Annotated in this window: 21 protein-coding genes; 13 read left to right on the top strand and 8 right to left on the bottom strand. The window is 70.6% G+C overall.

Features of this window, described 5'->3' with window-relative positions:
• Positions 1-7 precede the first annotated feature (7 nt).
• On the bottom strand, positions 8-1906 hold the full coding sequence (locus tag BO996_RS05685) for a type IV pili methyl-accepting chemotaxis transducer N-terminal domain-containing protein (RefSeq protein ID WP_071957034.1): 1899 nt from the start codon (positions 1904-1906) through the stop codon (positions 8-10).
• 161 nt (positions 1907-2067) lie between these two features.
• Here BO996_RS05685 and BO996_RS05680 point away from each other — a divergent pair, with 161 nt between their 5' ends.
• Positions 2068-2943, top strand: coding sequence for a ChaN family lipoprotein (locus tag BO996_RS05680; protein WP_071954228.1), 876 nt, complete (start codon positions 2068-2070; stop codon positions 2941-2943).
• 51 nt (positions 2944-2994) lie between these two features.
• On the opposite strand, the gene BO996_RS05675 is transcribed toward BO996_RS05680, so the two are convergent.
• On the bottom strand, positions 2995-3252 hold the full coding sequence (locus BO996_RS05675) for a DUF3297 family protein (RefSeq protein WP_013804396.1): 258 nt from the start codon (positions 3250-3252) through the stop codon (positions 2995-2997).
• A gap of 121 nt (positions 3253-3373) precedes the next feature.
• Between BO996_RS05675 and BO996_RS05670 the strand changes: the two genes are divergently transcribed.
• Positions 3374-4678, top strand: coding sequence for a DUF445 domain-containing protein (locus tag BO996_RS05670; protein ID WP_081816128.1), 1305 nt, complete (start codon positions 3374-3376; stop codon positions 4676-4678).
• A gap of 166 nt (positions 4679-4844) precedes the next feature.
• On the opposite strand, the gene BO996_RS28900 is transcribed toward BO996_RS05670, so the two are convergent.
• Entirely contained in the window at positions 4845-5012 is a 168-nt protein-coding gene (locus BO996_RS28900; protein ID WP_156517036.1) for a hypothetical protein, read from the bottom strand.
• On the opposite strand from BO996_RS28900, the gene BO996_RS05665 reads away from it, so the two are divergent.
• On the top strand, positions 5011-7038 hold the full coding sequence (locus BO996_RS05665) for a ligand-gated channel protein (protein WP_071954227.1): 2028 nt from the start codon (positions 5011-5013) through the stop codon (positions 7036-7038). The genes BO996_RS28900 and BO996_RS05665 overlap by 2 nt on opposite strands.
• Before the next feature lie 121 nt (positions 7039-7159).
• Positions 7160-8104, top strand: coding sequence for a siderophore ABC transporter substrate-binding protein (locus tag BO996_RS05660; protein ID WP_071954226.1), 945 nt, complete (start codon positions 7160-7162; stop codon positions 8102-8104).
• On the opposite strand, the gene BO996_RS05655 is transcribed toward BO996_RS05660, so the two are convergent.
• Both BO996_RS05655 and BO996_RS05650 read right to left on the bottom strand, forming a co-directional pair.
• Complete coding sequence (locus BO996_RS05655; protein ID WP_071954225.1) at positions 8080-9081, bottom strand: arsenic resistance protein; 1002 nt, start codon at positions 9079-9081, stop codon at positions 8080-8082. The genes BO996_RS05660 and BO996_RS05655 overlap by 25 nt on opposite strands.
• 114 nt (positions 9082-9195) lie before the next feature.
• Complete coding sequence (locus tag BO996_RS05650; RefSeq protein WP_071957033.1) at positions 9196-10878, bottom strand: sigma-54 interaction domain-containing protein; 1683 nt, start codon at positions 10876-10878, stop codon at positions 9196-9198.
• 222 nt (positions 10879-11100) lie between these two features.
• On the opposite strand from BO996_RS05650, the gene BO996_RS05645 reads away from it, so the two are divergent.
• Genes BO996_RS05645 through BO996_RS05620 form a run of 6 tightly spaced genes read left to right on the top strand, consistent with a single transcriptional unit; the run spans position 11101 to position 17843 of the window.
• Positions 11101-12648: an acyl-CoA carboxylase subunit beta gene (locus BO996_RS05645; RefSeq protein ID WP_012203030.1), complete on the top strand. Its 1548-nt coding sequence runs from the start codon at positions 11101-11103 to the stop codon at positions 12646-12648.
• Between the two features lie 28 nt (positions 12649-12676).
• Positions 12677-13696 (top strand): tripartite tricarboxylate transporter substrate binding protein, encoded by a 1020-nt coding sequence (locus BO996_RS05640; RefSeq protein WP_016451976.1) that lies wholly within the window; start codon positions 12677-12679, stop codon positions 13694-13696.
• 10 nt (positions 13697-13706) lie between these two features.
• Positions 13707-15815 (top strand): acetate--CoA ligase family protein, encoded by a 2109-nt coding sequence (locus BO996_RS05635; RefSeq protein WP_071954224.1) that lies wholly within the window; start codon positions 13707-13709, stop codon positions 15813-15815.
• Positions 15812-17173, top strand: coding sequence for an acetyl-CoA carboxylase biotin carboxylase subunit (locus tag BO996_RS05630; protein ID WP_071954223.1), 1362 nt, complete (start codon positions 15812-15814; stop codon positions 17171-17173). Before BO996_RS05635 ends, BO996_RS05630 begins: the two co-directional genes overlap by 4 nt.
• Before the next feature lie 11 nt (positions 17174-17184).
• Positions 17185-17409, top strand: a complete 225-nt coding sequence (locus tag BO996_RS05625; RefSeq protein ID WP_012203026.1) for an acetyl-CoA carboxylase biotin carboxyl carrier protein subunit — start codon at positions 17185-17187, stop codon at positions 17407-17409.
• Entirely contained in the window at positions 17406-17843 is a 438-nt protein-coding gene (locus BO996_RS05620) for a PaaI family thioesterase (RefSeq protein WP_013804406.1), read from the top strand. Before BO996_RS05625 ends, BO996_RS05620 begins: the two co-directional genes overlap by 4 nt.
• A 7-nt stretch (positions 17844-17850) precedes the next feature.
• Here BO996_RS05620 and BO996_RS05615 read toward each other — a convergent pair whose 3' ends face one another.
• From BO996_RS05615 to BO996_RS05605, 3 genes are read right to left on the bottom strand one after another with little or no spacing between them, the layout of a single operon-like run.
• A complete protein-coding gene (locus BO996_RS05615; protein ID WP_013804407.1) occupies positions 17851-18279 on the bottom strand; it encodes a hypothetical protein in 429 nt (142 codons plus the stop codon).
• Between the two features lie 35 nt (positions 18280-18314).
• The gene (locus BO996_RS05610; protein ID WP_071954222.1) at positions 18315-19697 is read right to left on the bottom strand and encodes a heavy metal sensor histidine kinase; all 1383 of its coding nucleotides are present in this window, start codon (positions 19695-19697) and stop codon (positions 18315-18317) included.
• On the bottom strand, positions 19694-20383 hold the full coding sequence (locus tag BO996_RS05605) for a heavy metal response regulator transcription factor (RefSeq protein WP_169807217.1): 690 nt from the start codon (positions 20381-20383) through the stop codon (positions 19694-19696). Before BO996_RS05605 ends, BO996_RS05610 begins: the two co-directional genes overlap by 4 nt.
• A 152-nt stretch (positions 20384-20535) precedes the next feature.
• On the opposite strand from BO996_RS05605, the gene BO996_RS05600 reads away from it, so the two are divergent.
• The 3 genes from BO996_RS05600 to BO996_RS05590 all read left to right on the top strand — a co-directional run bounded on the left by BO996_RS05600 (position 20536) and on the right by BO996_RS05590 (position 23855).
• Complete coding sequence (locus BO996_RS05600) at positions 20536-20952, top strand: hypothetical protein (protein ID WP_232240467.1); 417 nt, start codon at positions 20536-20538, stop codon at positions 20950-20952.
• A 167-nt stretch (positions 20953-21119) separates the two neighbouring features.
• Positions 21120-22454: a TolC family protein gene (locus BO996_RS05595; protein ID WP_071954221.1), complete on the top strand. Its 1335-nt coding sequence runs from the start codon at positions 21120-21122 to the stop codon at positions 22452-22454.
• Between the two features lie 30 nt (positions 22455-22484).
• On the top strand, positions 22485-23855 hold the full coding sequence (locus BO996_RS05590; RefSeq protein WP_071954220.1) for an efflux RND transporter periplasmic adaptor subunit: 1371 nt from the start codon (positions 22485-22487) through the stop codon (positions 23853-23855).
• The last annotated feature ends 4 nt before the right edge of the window (positions 23856-23859 follow it).

Here is a 23859-nt window from a genome sequence, read left to right as displayed (position 1 = left end):
GAGCGTGTCACGCGTTCGAGGGGAGGGCCTGCGCTGGCGCGCCGGCCGAGGCCGACGGCGGCAGCTCGATCAGCACGCGCGTGCCCTCGCCGGGGCGCGAATGGACATGGACCAGCGCCTGCGCCAGCAGGGCGCGCTCGCGCATGATGCCCAGGCCCACATGCAGCGAGTCCGGCGCAACGGCGGCGGGGACGAAGCCGCAGCCGTCGTCGCAGACTTCGAAGCGCCAGGGGTGGCGCCCCACGCGCAGCTCCACATGCCTGGCACCCGCGTGCTTGCGCACGTTGGACAGCGCCTCCTGCACCATGTGCAGCACCTGGATCTGCACGTCGGGCGCCAGCGGCAGGCCCTGGCCCGACATGCTCAGCGAGGTGGCAATGCCCGTCTGGTGCTCGAACTTGGACAGCGTGGCGCGCAGCGCGGCCTCGATGTCCTCGGCGCTGGTGCGCGTGCGGAAATGCACCAGCAGCTCGCGCACGTCGGCATAGCATTCGCACACGCCCACTTCCAGCTCGCCCAGGCTGCGGTCGCGCGCCTCGTCACGGCCCTTGGCCACGGCGTCGCGCAGCAGCTGGGTCTGTATCTTGAGAAAGGCCAGCGACTGGGCAATGGAGTCATGCAGCTCGCGCGCGATCAGGCCGCGCTCCTCGGCCACGGCGGCCTCGCGCTCCAGCGCCGTGGCGCGCAGGCTTTCCATGGCGCTGGCCAGGTGGCGCGCCATGGCGGACAGCAGGTCGCGCATGTCGTCCGTGAGCACCACGGTGGAGCGAAAGAACAGGTTGACCTCGCCCAGCAGGCGCTGCTGCAGTTGCACGGGGATGCTGACCACGGTCTCGAAGCCGGCCTCGCGGCAGTGCGGCAGCTGCAGGTCGCTGGACGGCGTGATGGGGATCACGCGCAGCCGCGCCTGCTCGCGCGGCTGGCCGCACAGGCAGGCGCCCGTGTGCAGGCAGTGCTCCTGCACCGACATGGACTGGGGCAGGCCGTCGCCGGCCAGCAGCACGTAGCGCTCGTTGGCCTCGTCGGACCAGCGCACCGTGGCCGCATCGGCCTGGGCCGCCAGGCGGACCTGGCGCACAAAGCCTTCGGCCAGGGACTGCAGGCTGGCGGCCTCCGACGCCTGCACGCTGACCGCGTACAGCGCCTGCAGCTGCTGGTGCTGCACGTTGAGGCTGGCGGTCTTCTCGCGCACCTTGTCTTCCAGCTCGGCGTGCGAGCTCTGCAGCGACTGGGCCATGAGGTTGAAGCCGGCCGCCAGCTGGCCGAACTCGTCGTCCACCTCCACGCTCATGCGCGTGTCCAGGTGTCCGCGGCGCATGCGCTCCAGCGCCGAGCGCAGCTGGCCCACGGGATGCAGCACCAGCCAGTAGCTGGTGGCCATGAAACTCACGGCTGCGATGATGGCCAGCGCCATCAGACACATCTGAAACAGGTGCAGGATGGCCGTCCAGCGCGAGAGCCGGTCCTCGATGGCCTCGACAAAGCCGTCCACCTCGCGCACGAAGGCATCGGCGCTGCCCATGATGGCCTGCGCATCGACATGGTCCTCGGCCTGCCACTGCGTGCGCAGCGCACTCCAGTCGCCGCGTATGCGCTCGTAGCGCGCGCTGACCGCATCGCTCCAGGGCACGAACAGCGGCCGCGACATGTCGCCGCTGCGCAGCAGGTCCAGGCTGGCGTCGAACTGCCGTGCGCGCTCCTGCCACTGCGCAGGCGCCTCGTTCTGGCGCGCCATGGCCATGCGCACCATGCTCATGCGCAGCCGCCCGGCCTCGTTCACCGCCGCCGCGCCGCCCTCCAGCTGCCAGGCCACCCACAGCGTGAAACCGATCGATGCCACGGCCGCGAGCAGGCAGGCCGCGCCCATGAGCAGCAGCTTGGTCGAAAGCGAGGGCTTGCCATGCATGGCTGCACTGTAGCCACGGCACATTTGCGCGTCTTGACCTGAATCAAGCGCCACCCGTTTGCGCCGTGCCCCCGCCCCGATTCCTAGGATCCTTTCAACTGCCCCCAATGCCCACAGGGCCTATGGCGTCCCCGGGCGAGGCCAGTGATTAGCATGGGGCCATGCAAGTCCGCTCCCACCTCCGCCCCTTCATCCGCACCCCGCGCCTTGCCGGCCTGGCTGCGGCCGCATTGCTGGCGGCAGCCCTTGCAGGCTGCGCCAGCTCCTCCGCCCCGGCGCGGGACTGGACGCAGCAGTTGCAGCGCTGGTCCGACGCGCCCATCGTGCTGCTGGGCGAGCAGCACGATGCGGTCGCCCACCAGGCCTGGCAGCAGGCCACGGTGGAGCAGTTGGCAAAACAGGAGCGCCTGGCCGCGCTGGTGATCGAGATGGCGCCGCGCACGGGCTCCACGGCCAGCCTGGCGCGCGATGCCTCCGAGGACGCGGTGCAGCAGGCCCTGCAATGGCAGGACGCGGCCTGGCCCTGGCCGCGCTACCGCGGCGTGGTCATGGCCGCCGTGCGCGCGGGCGTGCCCGTGCTGGGTGGCAACCTGCCGCGCGCCGACATGAAGCAGGCCATGCGCAACGAGAACCTGGACACCCACCTGCCGCCCGAGGGCTGGCAGCGCCAGCTCGACGCCATCCGCGAAGGCCACTGCGGCCTGCTGCCCGACACCCAGCTGGCGCCCATGGCCCGCATCCAGCTGGCCCGCGATGCCAGCATGGCCGAGGTGGCCAGGGCCGCAGTCAAGCCCGGCAAGACCGTGCTGCTGGTGGCCGGGCGCGGCCACGTGCTGCGCGGCGTGGGCATTCCCACCTGGCTGCCCGAGGCCGCAGGCGCCAAGGTGGCCGTGGCGCAGGCGGGGGAGACATCGGTGGCGCAGGCCTCGGATGTGGATTGGCTGCAGAAGACGGATGCCCTGCCCGCCAAGGACCACTGCGCCGAGCTGCGGGAGAAGTTCAGAAATCCGCCGGCGCCACGGGCCGATGCGGGCTGAAGCCCGCTGATTCCTGAAGAGGTTGCGGCCGGCCTTGCGACCGGCCGGAAATCAGCGGTAGAAAGCTTCCACGGCGCCCTTGAGCTTGATCAGCAGGGGCTTTCCCTTGCGGTCCACCGTCTTGCCGGCCGGCACCTTGATCCATCCCTCGCTCACGCAGTATTCCTCCACATCGAAGCGCTCGTTGCCGTTGAAGCGGATGCCGATGTCGTGCTCGAACACGGCGGCCACATGGTGCGGGCTGCGCGGGTCGATGGACAGGTGGTCGGGCAGTGCGGGGCGATCGGCGGGTGCGTTGGCGTCGGTCATGGTCTTGTTCTCGCAAGAGGGTTCTGAAGAAAGCCGGTATTGTCCGCGCAATTCGCAGGCAGGCGCTGGCTGACAGGCTTTGGCGGCAGGCATCGTCATGCGGATGGCGGACGGGCGTCGTATGCTGCGCTCCATGCTGTCGCCAGAGCAACGTCAAACACTGAAGTCGGCCAAGCGCCTGCCGCTGGCGCTGCTGCTGTTCGTGGCGCTGGGCTTCGTGGCCTCGTCCGTGGCGGCGGGGCACTGGCAGCAGGTGCCGCTGTGGCTGGCCTGCATCAAGGCCGTGACCGAGGCCTCGCTGGTCGGCGCGCTGGCCGACTGGTTTGCGGTGTCGGCGCTGTTCCGGCGCATTCCGCTGCCCCTGGTCGGGCGCCATACGGCCATCATCCCGCGCAACAAGGACCGCATCGGCGAGAACCTGGCGAATTTCGTGCGCGACAAGTTCCTGGACGGCCCTTCGCTGGTGGCGCTGATCGAGCGCCATGATCCCGCCCGCGTGCTGGCCGGCTGGCTGACCACGCCGGCCAACAGCACCCTGCTGGGGCGGCAGGTGGCGCGGCTGGCGCTGGCGGCGCTGGAGATGGTGCAGGACCGGCAGGTGGAGCGCTTTCTGACACAGGCATTCAAGGCCTTGCTGGCCCAGGTGGACCTGCCCCGCGCGGCGGCGGATCTGTTGTCGGGCCTGACCAAGGACGGCCGCCACCAGGCCGTGCTGGACGATGTGCTGGCCCGCGTCAGCGGCGTGCTGCGCGAGGCCGAGACCCATGTGCTGATCGCCCAGACCATCGTGCTGTGGCTCAAGCGCGAGCATCCGCTCAAGGAAAAGATGCTGCCCACGGACTGGCTCAGCGACAAGGGCGCCAGCGCCATTGCGGGCGCGCTCGACAGCCTGCTGCAGGACATCGCCAGCAACCCCGAGCACCACATGCGCAAGGCCTTCGACGCCTCCGTGGACCGGCTGGTCACGCGGCTGCAGTCCGACCCCGCCATGTCCGAGCGCGCCGAGCGGCTGCGCCACTACCTGCTGCACGACGAGAAGCTGGCCGGCTACCTGCGGGCGCTGTGGCTGGGCCTGCGCGCCAAGCTGCAGGCGGACCTGGCCAACGAGCATTCGCAGGTGGCGCGCAAGACCGCCGCCATGGGCCGCTGGCTGGGCCAGTCGCTGGCGCACGACGAGGCGCTGCGCAGTTCCATGAACGAGCGCCTCAAGCGCTGGGCCCAGGCGCTGGCGCCCGATGTCTCGCAGTTCCTGGCCCAGCACATCGCCGATACCGTGCGGCGCTGGGATGCGCGCGAGCTGTCCGAGCTGATCGAGCTGCACATCGGCAAGGATCTGCAGTACATCCGCATCAACGGCACCGTGGTCGGCGGTGCCGTGGGGCTGGTGCTGTTCCTGGTCTCCAATGCGGGGCGGCTGTGGTCCTGATCTTCGTATCAGGATGTTGCCTGCGGGCCACATCGGGCCAACTTTACAAAGCTGCCGTGCTCGCCGGAACGCCGTGAATCGGGCCGGGCGCTGAACGCGCCCGGGCACTGGCGGCCCTGCATGTCATTGATGAACAAGGCAACATTCAGCATCCTGAATGAATTGCTCACAGATCGGCCCGCTTGTAAAGAAAAACAGCAGCTGCGCTGCCGTCGGCCAGGCCGTTGTCGACGGGAAAATAAAATAAGAACGATTCGCACTCATCAAAAACAACAGAGCGGATGCGCACCCCGGTCGTTCGACCGTCCGTGATTCTTCTTGCGAGCTTTCCCATGCACAACTGCACAGCCCCCGCGGCGGGCCGTGGCTTTGCCCTGTCCGCCCTTTGCACCTCCCTGCGTGCTTCGTTTCCCTCCACCGCCGTTCCCCTGCGCCGCACCGCGCTGGGCGCCTGCCTGGGCCTGCTGGCCTCGGGCAGCGCGCTGGCCCAGGCAGCAGGCGGGGCGACGCTGGAAACCCTGGTCGTGACGGCCAGCGGCTTCGAGCAGGAGATCAGCCAGGCGCCGGCCTCGATCTCGGTGATCACGCGCCAGGAACTGGAGCAGGGCGCCTACCGCAACCTGCACGATGCCCTGCGCGATGTGCCCGGCGTGATCCTCACGCCCTCGGACAACAACTCCAACGACATCTCGTTGCGCGGCATGGGCGCCAACTACACCCTGATCCTGGTCGACGGCAAGCGCATGAGCACGCGCGAGACCCAGACCAACGGCAGCACCGGCACGGACCAGAGCTGGATTCCGCCGCTGGAGGCCATCGAGCGCATCGAGGTGGTGCGCGGCCCCATGTCCTCGCTGTACGGCTCGGACGCCATGGGCGGCGTGATCAACGTCATCACGCGCAAGGTGGCGAAGAACTGGCATGGCTCGGTGCGTGCCGACGCCACGCTGCAGGAGCGCTCCACCTCGGGCGATGCCTACCAGACCAACTTCTACCTGTCAGGCCCGATCAAGACCGACCTGCTGGGCCTGAGCCTGTACGGCAACTACAGCAAGCGCGACCAGGACCGCATCTACCAGGGCTACAACAAGAGCGACAACCGTTCGCTGAACCTGCGCCTGGCGCTGACCCCCAGCAAGGACCACGACCTGATCGCCGAGATCGGCACTTCGCGCCAGCACTTCGTTTCGTCGCCTGGCATGACCCTGCTGCCCACCGATGCGCCCAGCGACCGCAAGTTCGAGCGCGAGAACTACTCGCTGCAGCACAAGGGCCGCTGGGGCTGGGCTTCCTCCGACACCTATCTGCAGCGCGAGGAAACGCGCAACCTGTCGCGCGACATGACCATCAGGAACACGGTGTTCAACAGCAGCTGGGTGGCGCCGCTGGGCCGCCAGCACCTGCTGACCACGGGCGTGTACTACAACCAGCAGGACCTGCGCGACACGACGACCAATACGCTGCCGGGCTCGGCGCGCACCACGGCCGATCGCACGCAGTACGCCTGGTTCGCCGAGGACGAGTGGCGCCTGCGCGAGAACTTCGCCCTGACCGGCGGCCTGCGCTACGACCATGACAGCAAGGGCGGGTCGCAATGGAGCCCGCGCCTGTATGGCGTGTGGAACCTCGACGCGCAATGGACCGTCAAGGGCGGCGTGTCCACCGGCTTTCGCGCGCCCTCGTTGCGCCAGACCCTGGGCGACTGGGGCCAGTCCAGCCGCGGCGGCAACATCTACGGCAACCCCGACCTGAAGCCCGAAACCTCGCTGAGCAAGGAACTGGGCGTGCTCTACAACAACGGCGCCGGCCTGTCGGCAGGCCTGACGGTGTTCGACAACGAGTTCAACGACAAGATCACGCGCATCGCCTGTCCCGAGTGCGGGCCGGCCAATTCCTCGGGCAACACGCCCACCACCAACGTCAATATCGACAAGGCCATCACGCGCGGCATCGAAGCCACGTTCAAGGCCCCGCTGGCGCGCACGCTGGACCTGAGCAGCAGCTACACCTTCACCAAGTCCGAGCAAAAGAGCGGCGAGTTCGCGGGGCAGCCGCTGAGCCAGCTGCCGCGCCACATGCTCAACCTGGCGCTGAACTGGAAGCCTTCGCAGCAATGGGCGGGCTGGGCCAAGCTGTCCTACCGGGGCAAGGAAAGCCAGCCCACGGGCGGCCGTTCGGCGCGCACCTGGGTGGCCGGCAGCTATGCCATGTTCGACATGGGCGGCTCCTACAACTACAGCAAGGACGTGACCTTCTACGCAGGCATCTACAACCTGTTCGACAAGGACGTGTACTACGAGGACTACGCCACGGTGCAGGACGGCCGGCGCTACTGGATCGGCATGAACGTGAAGTTCTAGGCATCCCGGCCGCAAGGGCGGCCGCTGCCCGTGGCCTGCGGATCAGGCCGCGCCGCTTCCCGGCGCGGCACCCGCCTCCGGAGGCCGGAACTCCATTCATTTTTTCCTGGGATCCTTTGCCATGACCTTCGATATCACGCGCCGCGCGGCGGCGCTGGCCTTGCCGGCCTTGTTCCTGGGGACTGCGGTGGCGGCACCGCTGTCCGTGCGGCATGCCGGGGGAATGACCAGCCTGCCCGGCGCACCCCGGCGCGCGGTGGTTTATGACCTGGGGGCGCTGGATGCACTGCATGCGCTGGGCGTGCCCGCGTCGGCGGTCGCAGGCGTGCCCCGGGCGCAGCTGCCCCAGTATCTGGACAGCTTCGCGCAGCGGCCTGCGGCGGGCGGGCTGTTCGAGCCCGACTACGAGGCGCTGAGCCGGCTGGCGCCCGACCTGATCATCGTGGGCGGGCGCTCGGCCGGCAAGGCCGAGGTGCTGGGACGCATCGCGCCCACGCTGGACCTGAGCGTCAGCGGCAAGCACATGCTGGCCGATATCGAACGCAACATCGCCACGCTGGCGCTGCTGTTCGGCCGCCAGGCGCAGGGCCGTGCGCTGGTGCAGCGCATCCACGCCGAGCTGCAGGGCCTGCGTGCCCAGGCCTCGCAGGCCGCGCCGGGCCTGCTGCTGATGGCCGTGAACGACAAGCTCCTGCCGCAGGCGCCGGGATCGCGTTTCGGCTTTCTGTTCGATGTGTTCGGCGCGCGCTCGGCGCTATCGGCTGCGCAACTGCCAGCCCGCGGCACCGCCTACGGCTTCGATGATGTGGCGCGGCTGGACCCCGAGTGGATCTACGTCATCGACCGCAACACGGCCACGGGCCAGGCGGCAGGCGGCGGCGAGATCTTGGCTTCGCGCAAGGTGTTCGACAACGCGCAGATCCACGCCACGGCGGCCGGCCGCAAGGGGCAGGTCGTCTTCCTTGATCCCAAGGGCTGGTACCTGATGGGCAGCGCCGGGCCGACGGCGCTGCTGGACAACATGGCGCAACTGCGCCAGGCCTATGGCGCGGCGTCATCGCGTTGACCGCGGGCCAGGGCCGGCTCCCGGTCCCGGCCCCACAGCGCAATCACGCGCACATAGGCCAGCTCGGCCAGCAGCTCCACCAGCGTCTGCGTGACGATGACGGCCGGCAGCACGGGAATGGCGCCAGGCACGGCCAGGGCCAGCGGCAGCACGACCAGCGAATTGCGCGTGCCCGCGCTGAACGCGACGGCGCGGCCTGCGGGCGCAGGCAGTCGGAAGACACGCGCCACCAGCCAGCCCAGCGCGGGCGCCGCCACCGCGAAGGCCGCGTAGACGGGCACCATGCTCCAGGCCGCGTGCGTGGCCGGGCCCAGCTGGGGCAGCACGGAGGCGATCACCACGAACAGCACCAGGGCGGTGGCCGGCACGGGCAGCAGGCCCAGCCATGCCGAGGCGCTGGCGCCGCGCCGGCTGCGGGCCGCCCACAGCTGCGTGGCAGCGGCCAGGGCCAGCGGCACGGCGATCAGCCACACGAACGCATGCAGAAAAGGCCCCGCCTGCACCAGCCGCGCCGCATCGTCTCCCAGGAAAAGGCCCAGGTAGCCGGGCAGGGCCAGCATCTGCGCGATCAGCAGGGCCGGCGTGGCCGCCAGCAGCAGGCGCGCGTCGGCACGTCCCAGGTGGGAGAAGGTGACCACGTAGTCGATACAGGGCGCCAGCAGCACCAGCAGCGCGCCCAGGCGCAGCAGGGGGTCGGCGGGCAGGAACTGCAGCAGGGCCCAGACCAGCACCGGCACCATGATGAAGTTGGCCACCATCAGCGCGGCCAGGAAGCGCACCTGGCCGAAGGCGCGCCGCAGCTCGGCCACGGGCACCTGCAAGAAGGTCACGTACAGCATCAGCGCCAGCGCGGGGTTGATGGCACGCTCCGGCACGCCCGTGCCGGGCAGCGCCCAGGCGGCGGCCGCGGCCAGGGCCACGGCGGCGAAGTAGATGGGGATCTGGCGCTGTTCGAGCGCGTCTCGGGTGTCTTGCATTCGGGGCGCCGGGTGCGGCAGAGGCGGCAGGGACGGCAGGGGGTACGGGGTGCCTAGTATGGCAACGGTGCGGCCAGCCGCTGTCTCGAATTCCCTGCCCTCGGCCCGACAGGCTCAGCCGGGCGATGCCGCGCCCAGCACCTTGTAGAGGTAGGAGCGCGAGATGCCCAGCTCCTGCGCGGCCAGCTTCTTGTTGCCGCCGCAGCGTGCGATGGCGTCGAGGATGGCGTTGCGCTCCTGGTCCTTGAGCGGGGCCACGGCGCCGGTGGAGGGCATGCCGGGCTCGGCAACGGGCAAAGGTCGTGCGCCGGCCAGCGGGTCTTCGTGGCGCGCGAAGTTGTCCACGCCCAGCAGCTGGCCGTCGCAGAACACCAGGGCCTCTTCCACGCGCTGGCGCAGCTGGCGCACATTGCCGGGCCAGGCCTGGCGGGCCAGGTAGGGCATGACACCGGGCGCGATGCGCGGCAGCGCAATGCCGTTGCGCTCGCAGAACGACTGGGCAAAGCGCTGCACCAGGGCCGGGATGTCCTCCAGGCGCTGGCGCAGGGCCGGCACATGCAGCACCACGCCGCTGAGGCGGTAGAACAGGTCCAGCCGGAAGCGCCCGCTGTCGATGAGGCCGCGCAGGTCGCGGTGCGTGGCGGCCAAGATGCGGAAGTTCACCTGCCGGCCGCTGTGCGCGCCCAGGCGCTGCACCTGGCGGTCCTCCAGCACGCGCAGCAGCTTGACCTGGATTTCCATGGGAATGTCGGCCACCTCGTCCAGGAAGAGCGTGCCGCCCTCGGCCTGCTCCAGCTTGCCTGGCTGGCCCTGCCGGCGCCCGCCCGTGAAGGCGCCGGCCTCGTAGCCGAACAGCTCGGACTCGATCAGCGTGGCCGGCAGCGCCGCGAGGTTGAGGCTGACCAGGGGCGCGTCGGCATCGCGCCCGCGCGCATGCAGGGCCTGGGCCACCAGCTCCTTGCCGCTGCCGCTCTCGCCCAGGATGAGCACGGGCACGTCCAGCCGCGCCACGGCGTCGATCTCGCGTGCCAGCCTTTGCATGGGGGCGCTGGCGCCCACCATCTGCGCCGTGGGCGTGCCGCCGCGCAGCTGGCTCAGTTCGCGCTTGTAGTGCTGCACCTCGTCATGCAGCTGGTTCAGCCGCTGCTGCATGCGGTTGAGCGCCTCCACGCCGCTGAAGCTGACCTGGCCCACGGCGCCCACCACGGCGCCGCCCTCGTAGACCGGCATGCGGTTGACGATGCGGCTCACGCCAGGCCCCAGTTGCTGCAGGTCGCCGATCTCGGCCCGGCCGCTGCGCACCACGTGGGGCAGGCGCGAGTTGGGGATCACGTCCTCGGCGCGCCGGCCTGCGGCCGTGCCGGGCGCCAGGCCGAAGAACTTCTCGTGCACGGGGCTGATGTAGCGCATCAGCCCTTCATGGTCGGCCACCGTGATCGCCTGGTACGGGTTGGTCAGGAACATGTTGAGGATGGCGAAGGCGAAGGGCACGCTGGCCACCATGTCGAACAGCGCCGCCGCCTCGTCGGCCGGGCGCAGCAGGGCGACCTCGCCCTCGGCATCGGCCAGCACCACGGCCACATGGCGGGCCACCGTGCCGCGCGGGCCCGGTGTTTCCACGTGCAGCAACTGGCCATGGCCGATGGGGTTGTGCCCGTCGCCGTGCGCGCGGGCCAGGGCCTCGGTGACGGCTGCATGCAGCAGCGGCTCCTGCGCCAGGCCCAGCCGCGCCACGGGCTCGGGCGAGTCGCGTCGCCACACGAGAACGCCGAATCGGTGGTCGGGGGAGCTGGGCATGGGCATGGCGGGCAGTGGCTGGGGTGAACGCACTCTAGCGGCGCGCAGGCCACGGGTCTGTCCCCGTGGTGTCTCCATTGAAGACAGTGCTCAACCCGTGTCTTCGAGGCTGTCCTTGATGTGGACACGCGCAGGTCGACTGTGGAAAAAATCCTTTGAATTCAACGCGCTGCGTTCTGGCACGCCTTGTGCATCTCTACAGGCACAAGGAGACACGACGACATGAGCTGGCAACCCGAAGTGGACGAGATCGCATACCGCCGCGCACTGGCGGCCAAACTGGGCGGAGAGGACAAGGTGGCGCGGCACAAGGCCGCCGGCAAGCTCACGGTGCGCGAGCGCATCGATGCCTGCACGGACGCGCAGTCCTTCGTGGAGGTGGGCTCGCTCACCGGCTCGGGCCAGTACGACGGCCTGGGCAGGCTGACGGACTTCACGCCCTCCAACCTCATCATGGGCCGGGCGCGCGTGGGCGGGCGGCCCGTGGTCGTGGTGGGCGACGATTTCACGGTGCGCGGCGGCGCCAACGACGGCGCCGTGGGCGACAAGCTGATCTTTGCCGAGAAGATGGCGCACGACCTGCGCCTGCCCATGGTGCGCCTGGTGGACGGCACGGGCGGCGGCGGCTCGGTGCGCAACATCGAGACCAAGGGCTACACCAGCGTGCCCACCATGAAGGTCTGGAGCCAGGTGGTGCAGAACCTGTCCACCGTGCCCGTGGTCTCGCTGGCCCTGGGCTCGGTGGCCGGCATGGGCGCGGCGCGCGTGGCCTCCAGCCATTACTCGGTGATGGTCAAGGAGACCGCCCAGCTGTTCAATGCCGGCCCGCCCGTGGTGGCGCGCATCGGCCAGAACGTGACCAAGAACGAGCTGGGCGGCAGCCAGGTGCACACGCGCAACGGCGTGGTCGATGACGAGGTGGCCACCGAGCAGGAGGCCTTCGAGCGCGTGCGCCGCTTCCTGTCCTACCTGCCATCGTCGGTGTACGAGCTGCCTGCGCGCACCGCGCCGCAGGACGATCCGCGGCGGCGCGACGAATGGCTGCTGTCGGCCATTCCGCGTGATGGCCGCAAGGTCTACAAGATCCGGCCCATCGTCGAATGCCTGGTCGATGAGGGCTCCTTCCTGGAGACGGGCCGCCACTGGGGCCGGGCCATCGTCACCGGGCTGGCGCGCATCGACGGCTGGCCCGTGGCCGTGGTGGCCAGCGACCCGTACTTCTACGGCGGCGGCTGGGACGGCCCCTCGGCCGAGAAGTTCACGCGCTTCGTGGACATGGCCCAGACCTTCCACCTGCCCGTGGTCAACCTGGTGGACATCGCGGGCTTCCAGATCGGCGTGGAGGCCGAGAAGGCCGGCGTCATGCGCTACGGCGTGCGCGCCCTGGCCGCCGTCTACCAGGCCACCGTGCCCTGGTGCAGCATCCTCATCCGCCGCGCCTACGGCGTGGCGGCGGCCGGCCACCAGCACATGGGCCGCTTCAACTTCCGCTATGCCTGGCCCTCGGCCAACTGGGGCTCGCTGCCCATCGAGGGCGGGCTGGAGGTGGCCTACAAGGCCGAGATCGAAGGCGCCGACGACCCCGTGCAAAAGCGCGCCGAGATCGAGCAACGCGTGCGCAGCCTGACCTCGCCCTTCCGCACGGCCGAGGCCTTCGGCATCGACGAGGTGATCGATCCGCGCGACACGCGCGCCCTGCTCAGCGAATTCGTGGAACTGGCCGCGCCGCTGCGCGAGGCCGGAGCGCCGCAGTTCGGCCTGCGGCCCTGAACGCATAAAAACCCAAGGAGACAAAGCAATGGCAACCAGACAACCGCGCGCGCCCTCGCGCCGCACCGCCCTGGCCCTGTGCCTGGCGCCGTGCCTGACCATCTGCGCCGCGACGGCGGCCCAGGCCCAGGCCCCCCAGGAGGACAAATGGCCCACGCGCCCCGTGCGCATCGTGGTCGGCTTTCCTGCAGGCTCGTTCACCGACACCATTGCACGCGCGCTGTCCGAGCCGCTGAGCAAGTCGCTGGGCCAGCCCGTGGTGGTGGAGAACAAGCCCGGCGCCAACGGCGCCATCGGCGTGGGCGAGGTGGCGCGCGCCGCGCCCGACGGCTACACCCTGCTGGTCACCAACTCCAGCAGCATCACCATCAACCCCCAGATCTACAAGAAGATCACCTACCGCGCCAAGGACTTCGCGCCCATCACCATGGTGCTGGATGCGCCCTTCATCCTCACCGTCAACCCCGAGTGGGCGCAGAAGCACCAGATCCGCTCGGCCAAGGATGTGATCGCCTTCGCCAAGGGCCATCCCGACAAGCTCAGCTACGGCTCGGCCGGCCCCGGCAACATCGCCCACCTGGCCTATGCGGCCTGGAGCAACCGCACGGGCGTGAAGACCACCCATGTGCCCTACAAGAGCGCATCGCAGGCGCAGATGGCCGTGCTCAGCGGCGAGCTGGACACGCAGTTCGACACCTGGAGCGCGCTGCCACACATCGCCAGCGGCAAGCTCGTGGCGCTGGCCGTCACCGCGCCCCGGCGCATGCAGCAGCTGCCCGAGGTGCCCACCATGGCCGAGGCCGGCTATGCCGATTTCGACGTCACCTTCTGGGCCGGCCTGCTGGCGCCTGCGGGCACGCCGCCGGCCATCGTCAACCGGCTCTACGAGGCCTCCAGGGGCGTGCTGCAGGACGCCCGCATCCGCGCCGTGCTCAGCAGCCAGGGCGAGCCCGTGATGATGCCGCCCGCGCCGTTCGGCCAGCGCATCGCCAAGGAAGTGGCCGACTGGGGCCAAGTCATCCAGCGCGAAGCCTTGTCTTTGGATTGATGAGGTACGCATGTCTCTGTTGCAAGCACTGAACCCCCGCTCCGTCGCCATCCTTGGCGCCTCCGACAACCCCATCAAGGCCGGTGGCCGGCCCATCGATTACCTGCGGCGCCATGGTTTCGCAGGCCGCATCCTGCCCGTCAATCCCAAGCGTGCCGAGGTCCAGGGCCTGGCCGCCTACCCCTCGCTGCGCGCGCTGCCCGAGGCGCCCGATGCCGTGGTCATCAGCCTGCCCGGAGAGGACGTGGCCGCCGCCATCGACGACTGCGTGGCCGTGGGCGCGCGCCTGGCCGTGATCTATTCCTCGGGCTTTGCGGAGCTGGGCGAGGAGGGCCGCCGGCAGCAGGCCGACCTGGTGACGCGGGCGCGCCAGGCGCCAGGCGGCGGGCTGCGCCTGTTCGGCCCCAATTGCCAGGGCGTGGCCAACTTCGCCACGGGCGCCATCCTCAACTTCTCGACCATGATCAACGAGAACGCGCCGGCCGACGGCCCCGTGGCCATCGTCAGCCAGAGCGGCGCGGGTGCGGCCATTCTCTACGGCGGCCTGCGCCGCGCGGGCATCGGCGTGCGCTACATGCTGTCCACGGGCAACGAGGCCGATGTCTGCGCAGCCGAAGCCGTGCGCGCCGTGGTCGAGGACGAAGGCATCCGCCTGGTCGTGCTCTACATCGAGACGCTGCGGCAAAGCGCCTGGCTGGCCGAGGCCGCGCGGCTTGCCCATGCGCGCGGCGTCACCATCCTGGCCGTGAAGGCCGGCCGCACGCGCGCAGGCCAGGCCACGGCCAGCTCGCACACGGGCGCGCTGGCGGCCGAGGACGCGCTGGCCGATGCCTTCCTGCGCCAGCACGGCATACCGCGCCTGGCCGACTTCCGCGAGCTGATCGACTACGCGCCGCTGTTCCTGTCCCAGCCTGCGCCGCGCGGTCGCCGCGTGGTCAGCATCAGCAATTCGGGCGCCACCTGCGTGCTGTCGGCCGACGCGGCCGAGGAATACGGACTGGCCCTGGAGCCGTTCGATGCCGCCACGCTGGACGGCCTGTCCCAGGCCCTGCCGTCCTATGTCACGGCGCGCAATCCCATCGACATGACCACGGCCCTGCTGGGCAGGCCGCAGACCTTCGGCGACACGCTGCGGGCCTTGTCGGGCAGCGGTGCGGCGGACCTCGTTCACGTGGGCTTCCCTATCGGCGGCGAGGGCTATGACTTTGCCGACTTCGCGGGCCAGGCCAGCCGCTTTGCGCGCGACACCGGCGTGCCCATTGCGGTCAGCGTCAACCAGGACTGGGTGGCCCAGGCCTTCCAGGACCAGGGCGTGCCCACCTTCTGGAGCGAACGCGCCGCCATGCGCGGCCTGGCGCTGCTGGCCGAGCAGGCCGGTGGCAGGCAGGCACAGGCGCCGTCTGCCGAGGCATCGGTGCCGGCGGCGGCCTCCCGCTCCCTCACGCTGGACGAGCCCTCCAGCCTGTCCGAACTCGCCCGCGCCGGCCTGCCGGTGATGCGCCATCTGGTCTGCAGGAGCGAGGACGAGGTGCGTGCCGCCATCGAGTCCCTGCCACGGCCCCTGGTGGCCAAGGGCGTGTCCGCCGATCTCTCGCACAAGTCCGAGCATGGCCTGGTGCGGCTCAACATCCGCGAGGCGGAGCAGGCGCTGCAGGCCTTTGGCGACTTCGCCGCCACGCTGGCCCGCCTGGGCGCGGCCGATGGCGGCCTGCTGCTGGGCGCCCAGCACAGGGCCGACTTCGAGCTGGCGCTGGGGGCCCATGTCGATGCCGAGTTCGGCGTGGTGGTCATGGTCGGCCAGGGCGGCGTGCTGGTGGAGGCGCTCAGGGACGTGCAGTTCCTCGTGGCTCCCTTCAGTGCGCGGCAGGCGCAGGATGCCCTTGCGCGCCTGTCCATCGCCCCGGCCTTTGCGGCCGTGCGCGGCATGCCGGCCGTGGAGCTGGAGGCCGTGGCCGCCATGATGGTGCGGCTGGGCGACTGGATGCTGGCCCAGGGCGGGCGCGTGCAGTCGGTCGACGCCAATCCCGTGCTCGTGGCACGCGGCGCACAGGCGCCAGTGATCGTCGATGCGGTGGTGGCCGTGGCCGCTGCGCCAGCTGCGACCTCGGAGGCGGCATGAGCGGCGCCCCGCACCCCATCCGCCGCGTGCTGGTCGCCAACCGGGGCGCCGTGGCCGCGCGCGTGATCCGCACGCTGCGGCGCATGGGCCTTGAATCCGTGGCCGTGTACTCCGAGGCCGATGCCGGCCTGCCCTATGTGCGCGCGGCCGACCAGGCCGTGTGCATAGGCCCTGCGCCCGCCGCGCAAAGCTATCTGGACCAGGCGCGGCTGCTGCAGGTGGCGCGCGAGACCGGCGCCGATGCCGTGCACCCGGGCTACGGCTTTCTCTCCGAGAACGCGGAGTTCGCCGAGGCCGTGCAGCGCCAGGGCCTGTGCTTCATCGGCCCCTCGCCGCACTGGATACGCACGCTGGGCCACAAGACCCAGGCGCGGGCCTTCATGGCCGCCCAGGGCATGCCGCAGGCGGCCAGCTCGGCCGTGCTGCACAGCCTGCAGGAGGCGCAGGCGGAGGCGGCGCGCATCGGCTTTCCCGTGCTGGTCAAGCCCGCAGGCGGGGGCGGCGGCATCGGCATGCTGCCCGCGCACGATGCACCTCAACTGGAGGCCGCCTGGTCCAAGGCCAGCGGCATTGCCGCCAAGTACTTCGGCACGGCCGAGCTGTACCTGGAAAAGCTGATCGAGGCGCCGCGCCACATCGAGTTCCAGGTGCTGGCCGACCGCCATGGCGAGGTGCGCGTGCTGTTCGAGCGCGACTGCTCGGTGCAGCGCCGCCACCAGAAGGTGGTGGAAGAGGCCCGCCCCGCAGGCATTCCCGCGCAGGCCCTGGCCGACATGCGGCAACTGCTGGCCGGCCTGCTGGCGCGCACGGGCTATGACGTGATCGGCACCGTGGAGATGCTCTACACGCCGCAGCACGGCTTTGTCTTCCTGGAGATGAACACGCGGCTGCAGGTCGAGCATGCGGTGACCGAGGAGATCACGGGCATCGACATCGTCGAGGCACAGATCCGCCTGGCCGCCGGCGAGCGCATGCGGGAGGTGCTGCCCGCCGAACCCGTGGCCCGCGGCCATGCCATCGAGGCGCGCATCTATGCCGAAGACCCCGTGCGCTTCCTGCCCTCGCCGGGGCGCCTGGACCGCTTCGAGATGCCCCAGGGCGAAGGCCTGCGCGTGGAGACCGGCTATGCCCAGGGCTGCAGCGTCACGCCCTTCTACGACCCCATGGTCGCCAAGCTCGTGGCCCATGGCAGCGACCGCGCCCAGGCCATCGCACGGCTGCGCCAGGCACTGGCGCAGACCCGCATCGAGGGCGTGAAGACCAATATCCCCTTCATCGAACGCATCCTGGGCCACGCCGATTTCCTGGACCTGCGCATCGACACCGGCATCGCCCAGCGCGTGCTGGCCCACCTTTGAAAGCCCTACCCATGACCACCACCCCGAACATGATCACAAGCCCCATCGCCGGCCTCGTGGCCGCTGTGGAAGCCGCCGAAGGCGGCACCGTCGCCCTGGGCGACACACTCATCATCGTGGAGTCCATGAAGATGGAGATTCCCGTGGAAAGCGAGGTGGCAGGCGTCGTGCGCCGCATGCTCGTGGCCGTGGGCGAGCCGGTGGCCGAAGGCCAGGCGATTGCGGAGATCGGATGAACGCCGTTGGAATCTCCACCGCCCCGGACCTGGAGGCCGCCGCGCTGGCGCGCGGCTACTTCGGCATCGACGTGCCCTTCATGTCCCATATCGGCCTGGAGCCCGTGAGCCTGGCGCCCGGCCTGGCGCGCACGCGGCTGCCCATGCATCCGCACCTGGCCAACAGCCGGGGGCATGGCCATGGCGGCGCGCTGATGAGCGCGCTGGACTTCACGCTGAGCGCGGCCGCGCGCTCGTCCAACCCCCTGGGGCTGGGCGTGGTGACCATCGAGATGAGCACGCATTTCCTGGCCTCGGCCACCACCGACCTGCTGATCGAGGCCCGCGTGCTGCGCGCAGGCGCGCGCACCGTGTTCTGCGAGGGCAATGTGCTGGACAGCGCGGGCCAGGCCGTGTGCACGGCGCGGGCCGTGTTCAAGCTGATCGCGCTGTAGCCTGGCTTCAGGCGCCGTCGCCTTCGGGCGCCGGCGGCAGCAGGTGCTGGCCGATCTGCTGCCAGGCCTTGGCCGCGTCATGCTGGCCGCCGAACATGTGGCAGCTGGCGGCCGTCATGGCCAGGCGGCCGTTTTCGGGTTCCAGGTCGAACGCCAGCTCGCATTGCGCGGCGGCGTTGCGCCACATCACCACGGCGTCTGGCGATTCTTCCTTTTGCAGCGCATGGGCTTCGGCCATCCAGGCCTGGGCCAGGCGAAACGCGCCCTCGGCCTGGTCGGGGTCGGCCTTGTGGGCCAGGTAGAACTGCTTGCCGGCCTGCTGCCACAGCGCCCTGGCCTGGGCGAAATCCTGGGTGGCGGCCCGCTGTGCCTGGGCCACCAGGGCATTGCCTTCGGCCAGCAGCGTTGCGTAGGAGGAGGGGGCGTCTTGCGTCATGGGGCGCCATTGTGCCGCCGCTCCGGTGCCTGTGTTCAGGCCGGGGAATCGCGCGGCGGGCTCGGGCTGTCGGGCAGTTCCAGGCCGATGCGCGTGAAGCCGCCTTCGGACTCGGCAAAGCAGCGCCCGCCATGCATGCGCGCGATGGCGGCCACGATGGCCAGGCCCAGGCCATGGTTGCGGTCGGCCTGGCTGCGCGCGGCGTCGGCCCGGTAGAAGCGGTCGAACAGGCGCGGCAGGTCGGCGGGGGCTATGGTCGGGCCCCGGTTGAGCACCGCCAGCGCCACATCACCGGCGCCACCGTGGTGGGCACAGGGCCGTGCGCCTATCTGCACGGTGATGGTGGAGCCGCGCTGTGCATAGCGTGTGGCATTGCCCAGCAGGTTGGACAGCGCCCGGCGCAGCAGCCGCGCATCGACCTCGGCGGCCGCGTCGCCCTGGACGACGACCTGCAGGTCGGCCTCCTGCAGCGCGGCCTCATGGAAGTCGATGACCTCGTAGGCCAGCGCAGCCAGGCTGGCCCAGGGCGCCAGGCGCGCGCCCTGGCCCCGGTCGGCCTGCGAGAGAAACAGCATGTCGGCCACGATGCCGGCCATACGCCGCAGGTCCTCCAGGTTGGAAGCCAGCACCTCGCGCAGCTCGGCCTCGCTGCGCGGCTTGCGCAGGGCCAGCTCGCAGCTGCTGATCAGCGTGGTCAGCGGCGTGTTCAGCTCATGGGCCACGTCGGCGTTGAAGGCCTCCATCTGCCGGTAGGCCACGGCCAGCCGTTCCAGCAGGGCGTTGAATTGCGCGATCAGCGGGCGCAGTTCCTGCGGCTGGCCGCTGTCGTCCAGGCGCCGCTGCAGGTCCTGGGCCGACAGCTGGCGCGTCTGCTCGGTCAGTTCGCGCAGCGGCGCCAGGCCCAGGCGCACCAGCCAGATGCCGGTCAACGACACCAGCAGCGCGCCGCCCACGGCGGCCAGGGCCAGCGTCCAGGCCAGCAGGGACAGCTGCCGGTCATCGTCGGCGCGGTCCAGGGTGAGCTGGGCCTGTGCATGCTGGCCACTGTCGGCCAGCACCACCTCGAAGCTGCGCTGCAGCGTGCGGCCCGGCGTCTTGGGAATGCGCAGGCGCTCGTAGATCACGCGGCCCTGCAGGTCGGTGATGCGCAGCGACATCTCGTCCAGGCCCGTGAGAAAGTCGTCCAGCATGTGGGCCAGACCGGCCTCGTTGTGGGCGCTGCGGCTTTCCGTCATCAGGTGCAGCACGGCCTGCTGCTTGAGGTCCAGCGTCTCGTGCTGGTGCTGCTCCAGCGTCATCGATGCCACCCCGTAGACGGCCGCGCACACCAGGCCCAGGCCCAACATGGTCTGCAGCGCCAGCCAGCGCGACAGGCGCCGGCCCAGGTGAGGAATGTCGGCGGGGGCCTTGGCGTTCACGGTGCGCGCGACTCCAGCACATAGCCCATGCCGCGCACCGTGTGCAGCAGCGGCTGCTCGAAGGGCTGGTCCAGCTTCAGGCGCAGGCGGCGCACCGCCACCTCGACCACATTGGTCTCGCTGTCGAAATTCATGTCCCAGACCTGGGAGGCCAGCTCGGTGCGCGACAGCACCTCGCCCTGGCGGCGCAGCAGCAGGCTCAGCAGGTTGAACTCCTTGGCCGTGAGGTCCAGGCGCTGGCCGGCGCGCGTGGCGCGTCGGCGGATCAGGTCCAGCTCCAGGTCGGCCATGCGCAGCATGGTGGCCTCGGCCGCCGGATGCGCCGTGCCGACACTGCGGCGCAGCAGCACATGCATGCGCGCCACCAGTTCGGAGAAGGCAAAGGGCTTGACCAGGTAGTCGTCGGCGCCGCCCTGCAGGCCGCGCACGCGGTCCTCCACCTGGCCGCGCGCCGTCAGCATCAGCACCGGTGTCTGGCGCGACTGGCGCAGCGCCGCCAGCACGGCTAGGCCGTCGATGCCGGGCAGCATGCCGTCGAGCACGATGAGGTCGTAGGCCAGCTCGGTGGCCAGGTGCAGGCCGTCGATGCCGTCGTGCGCGACATCGACCACGAACCCTTCCTCGGTCAGGCCCTTGCGGAGGTAGTCCGCCAGCTTGATTTCGTCTTCGATGACCAGGACTTTCATGCCGAGCATTGTCGGGGAAGGGCATGGTTTGCCAAGATGACAAATTTGTCATGTGCCCGACAGCCACAGGTCGCCGCACGGCCCTAGACTCGCCGGCTTGGGGGAGTCGTGGTTGTGGGCAAACGCCATGCACGACAATCCCCACCTGCCCCATGCCCTCCTCCATGACCCGGCCCCGTCTCGCCGCCCTCGCCGTTCTCGTGATCGCGCTGCTGTTCCAGTGGAGCTGGATGGCGGCCGCTGCGCTGTGCCGGCACGACGGGCATGAGACCCGGCACTTCGGCCACCATGTCCACGGCGTGAGCCTGCATGGCATGGGCGCCGAGCGCCATGCCAACGCAGATCCGGGCGCTGGCGCCGAACCGGGGCAACCGGCAAAGAAGGCGGACCAGGGCCAGCCGTCGTCGCTCAGCGTCGATTGCTCCATGTGCCATGCCTGGGTGGCCGTCGCCACCCACTACGCCAAGGCCGCGCCGGTGGCGCCTCCCCCCATGCCATTCGCCGAGCCGCTGCGCCGCCATGCCTCGGCCGTGCTGCTGCGCCCCGATCGGCCCCGCTGGCAGGGCTGACGCCCCCTGCAGCCGCCGGCCGGGCATGGCCCTGTTTCTGCCCCGGACCGGCATTCCCCTGAAATCCCCTCGCGCTCAGCGGCCATGGGCCGTGCGCGCCCGCCGCAGCGGCCTGACCGGCTGATGAACGATCAGGCCTGACCTGCGCGCGGGCAAGGAGTCCGTGTATGTCTTTGCCTTCGTCCTTTCCGTCGAGGACGGCTTCCCACGCACCATGGAGCGCCTGGCCCGGGCCGCGCGCCCTGCTGGTGATGGCCGTGCTGACCGCTTGCGGCGCCGTGCAGGCGGGCGAGCCTGCCGATGCGGCTGCGCCATCTGCAGCCGCTGTTTCCGAGTCCACACCGGCCGGCCCGCCGCTGGACCTGCAGCAGGCCCTGGCCCTGGCCCTGGACGGCAACCCCGGCCTGCGTGCTGCCCGCCGTGCGCTGGAGGCCAGCGATGGCGCCGTGCTGCAAAGCCGTGCCCGGCCCAACCCCGAACTGGCTTGGTCGCAGGAGGACACGCGCCGCAGCACCCGCACACTGACCGTGCAGCTGAACCAGACCCTGGAAGTGGGCGGCAAGCGCGAGGCCCGCATGCGCGTGGCCGAGCGCGGGCGCGACCTGGCGCAGGCCGAGCTGGCGGGGGCCGAGGCTGCGCTGCGCGCCGACGTGGGCACGGCCTTCTTCGGCGTGCTGGCTGCGCAGCAGCGCGTGGTCCTGGCCGGGCAGACGCTGGAGATCGCCAGCAGCGCGCGCGAGGCCGCAGCCCGGCGCGTGGCGGCCGGCAAGGTGGCGCCGCTGGAGGAAACCCGGGCCCGCGTGGCCGAATCCGGCGCCCGCCTGGAGCAGGCCCAGGCCCGCTCGGGCCTGCGCGTGGCGCGCGGCCAGCTGCAGGCGCTGTGGGGCGAGCGAGTGCGCCCCTTCGGCCAGGCCGAGGGCGCGGTGGACGCCCTGCCCCAGCTGCCTGAGCTGGCAGCCCTGCAGCAGCGCATCGAACAGGCGCCCGCCGTGCTGCGTGCGCGCCAGGCGCTGGAGCAAAGCCGCGCCACGGCCGACCTGGAGCGTGCGCGGCGCCTGCCCGATCCCACCGTCAGCCTGGGCGTCAAGCGCGCCACCGAGGTCGGGCGCAACCAGCTCGTGGTCGGCGTCTCCGTGCCCCTGCCCGTGCTCGACAGCAACCGGGGCAACCAGCTGCAGGCCCTGCGCCTGGCCGACCAGGCCGAGGAGCAGTTGCTGGCCACGCGCGTTCAGCTGCAGGCCCAGCTGTTCGAGGCGCGCGAGCTGCTGCAGGCCAGCCGCGAGCAGGCGCGCCAGCTGGCCGAGGAGGTGCTGCCCACGGCGCGCACGGCCTACGAGCTGGCCTCGCGCGGCTTTGCGCTGGGCAAGTTCGGCTACCTCGACGTGCTGGACGCACAACGCACCTGGTCCGAGGCGCGCAGCCAGTACCTGGACCAGCTGCTGGCCACCCACCGCGCCGCCGCCGACATCGACCGCCTGCTGGGCACCGAATCCGGCCTCTGATTCCGATAGCAACCTGATTGCATCCAGACCATGAACACCAAGCCCTCCTCCTCCCCCCTCGGACCGCGCCGCACCCTCGTGGCCATTGCCGTCATCCTGGCCCTGGGCGCGCTGGCCGCCACGCTGATCCTGCGCAGCGGCACGCCGGGCGCTGCCAAGGCCGACAGCCATGGCCACGGCCACAGCGAGGCCGCAGGCCATGCCGATGGCGAGCACCACGGTGCAGCCGCAGCCGATGGCCACAAGCACGATGAAGGCCATGCCGACGATGAACACCATGAAGATTCCAAGGCGGAAAAAGCCGAGGCCAAGCCTGCCGCCCAACCTGCCGCCAAACCGGCTGCAGAAGCCGGCCATGGCGACGACGAAGGCCTGATCGCCATGGACGCCCAGCGCATGCAGGCGGCCGGCGTGCGCCTGGCCGAGGCCGGTCCGGCCACCGTGCGTTCCGTGCTGCAACTGCCCGGGGAGATCCGCTTCAACGAAGACCGCACGGCCCACGTCGTGCCGCGCGTGGCCGGCATTGCCGAGAGCGTTCCCGCCAACCTGGGCCAGAACGTGAAGAAGGGCCAGCTGCTGGCCGTGCTCAGCAGCGCCGCCGTGTCCGAGCAGCGCAGCGAACTGCTGGCCGCCAGCAAGCGCCTGGAGCTGGCCCGCACCACCTACGCACGTGAAAAGCAGCTGTGGGAGGAGAAGGTCTCGGCCGAGCAGGACTACCTGCAGGCGCGCCAGGCGCTGCGCGAGGCCGAGATCGCCGTCTCCAACGCCCAGCAGAAGCTGGCCGCCACGGGCGCCGGTGCCGGCGGTGGTGCGGGCGGGCTCAACCGCTTCGAGCTGCGCGCGCCGTTTGACGGCGTGATCGTGGAAAAGCACCTGTCCGTGGGCGAGGCCGTGCAGGACACCACCCAGGTCTTCACCATCTCCGACCTGCGCAGCGTCTGGGCCGAGATGCGCGTGGCCGCGCCCGACCTGCCCGCCGTGCGCGTGGGCGAGAAGGCCACGGTGCGCGCCACGGCCTTCGACTCCTCGGCCACGGGCGAGGTGGCCTATGTGGGCGCCCTGATCGGCCAGGACACGCGCACGGCCCCCGCGCGCATCACCCTGCCCAACCCTGATGGCGTGTGGCGCCCGGGCCTGTTCGTGAACGTGGAGCTGACGGCATCGTCCCGGCAGGCGCCGCTGGCCGTGGCCACGCAGGCACTGCAGAAGATGGAGCAGCAGACCGTGGTCTTCGTGCCCGTGCAGGGGGGCTTTCGCGCCCAGCCGGTGCGCGTGGGCCGCGCCGACGGCAAGACCACCGAGGTGCTGGAAGGCCTGAAGCCCGGCCAATCCTACGTGGCCGAGGGCAGCTTCATGCTCAAGGCCGAGCTGGGCAAGGCCACGGCCGAGCACTCCCATTGATGCG

The organism is Delftia sp. HK171 (genome assembly GCF_001886655.1).
GTDB classification, from domain to species: Bacteria; Pseudomonadota; Gammaproteobacteria; order Burkholderiales; family Burkholderiaceae_C; genus Comamonas; species Comamonas acidovorans.
This window is presented reverse-complemented; position numbering and strand designations above follow the sequence as displayed.

What these genes read in the sequence shown, in the direction of transcription:
- BO996_RS05685 (WP_071957034.1), bottom strand. Translation starts at nt 1,906, where the DNA reads ATGCATGGCAAGCCCTCGCTTTCGACCAAGCTGCTGCTCATGGGCGCG.
- BO996_RS05680 (WP_071954228.1), top strand. Translation starts at nt 2,068, where the DNA reads ATGCAAGTCCGCTCCCACCTCCGCCCCTTCATCCGCACCCCGCGCCTT.
- BO996_RS05675 (WP_013804396.1), bottom strand. Translation starts at nt 3,252, where the DNA reads ATGACCGACGCCAACGCACCCGCCGATCGCCCCGCACTGCCCGACCAC.
- BO996_RS05670 (WP_081816128.1), top strand. Translation starts at nt 3,374, where the DNA reads ATGCTGCGCTCCATGCTGTCGCCAGAGCAACGTCAAACACTGAAGTCG.
- BO996_RS05665 (WP_071954227.1), top strand. Translation starts at nt 5,011, where the DNA reads ATGCACAACTGCACAGCCCCCGCGGCGGGCCGTGGCTTTGCCCTGTCC.
- BO996_RS28900 (WP_156517036.1), bottom strand. Translation starts at nt 5,012, where the DNA reads ATGGGAAAGCTCGCAAGAAGAATCACGGACGGTCGAACGACCGGGGTG.
- BO996_RS05660 (WP_071954226.1), top strand. Translation starts at nt 7,160, where the DNA reads ATGACCTTCGATATCACGCGCCGCGCGGCGGCGCTGGCCTTGCCGGCC.
- BO996_RS05655 (WP_071954225.1), bottom strand. Translation starts at nt 9,081, where the DNA reads ATGCAAGACACCCGAGACGCGCTCGAACAGCGCCAGATCCCCATCTAC.
- BO996_RS05650 (WP_071957033.1), bottom strand. Translation starts at nt 10,878, where the DNA reads ATGCCCAGCTCCCCCGACCACCGATTCGGCGTTCTCGTGTGGCGACGC.
- BO996_RS05645 (WP_012203030.1), top strand. Translation starts at nt 11,101, where the DNA reads ATGAGCTGGCAACCCGAAGTGGACGAGATCGCATACCGCCGCGCACTG.
- BO996_RS05640 (WP_016451976.1), top strand. Translation starts at nt 12,677, where the DNA reads ATGGCAACCAGACAACCGCGCGCGCCCTCGCGCCGCACCGCCCTGGCC.
- BO996_RS05635 (WP_071954224.1), top strand. Translation starts at nt 13,707, where the DNA reads ATGTCTCTGTTGCAAGCACTGAACCCCCGCTCCGTCGCCATCCTTGGC.
- BO996_RS05630 (WP_071954223.1), top strand. Translation starts at nt 15,812, where the DNA reads ATGAGCGGCGCCCCGCACCCCATCCGCCGCGTGCTGGTCGCCAACCGG.
- BO996_RS05625 (WP_012203026.1), top strand. Translation starts at nt 17,185, where the DNA reads ATGACCACCACCCCGAACATGATCACAAGCCCCATCGCCGGCCTCGTG.
- BO996_RS05620 (WP_013804406.1), top strand. Translation starts at nt 17,406, where the DNA reads ATGAACGCCGTTGGAATCTCCACCGCCCCGGACCTGGAGGCCGCCGCG.
- BO996_RS05615 (WP_013804407.1), bottom strand. Translation starts at nt 18,279, where the DNA reads ATGACGCAAGACGCCCCCTCCTCCTACGCAACGCTGCTGGCCGAAGGC.
- BO996_RS05605 (WP_169807217.1), bottom strand. Translation starts at nt 20,383, where the DNA reads ATGAAAGTCCTGGTCATCGAAGACGAAATCAAGCTGGCGGACTACCTC.
- BO996_RS05600 (WP_232240467.1), top strand. Translation starts at nt 20,536, where the DNA reads ATGCCCTCCTCCATGACCCGGCCCCGTCTCGCCGCCCTCGCCGTTCTC.
- BO996_RS05595 (WP_071954221.1), top strand. Translation starts at nt 21,120, where the DNA reads ATGTCTTTGCCTTCGTCCTTTCCGTCGAGGACGGCTTCCCACGCACCA.
- BO996_RS05590 (WP_071954220.1), top strand. Translation starts at nt 22,485, where the DNA reads ATGAACACCAAGCCCTCCTCCTCCCCCCTCGGACCGCGCCGCACCCTC.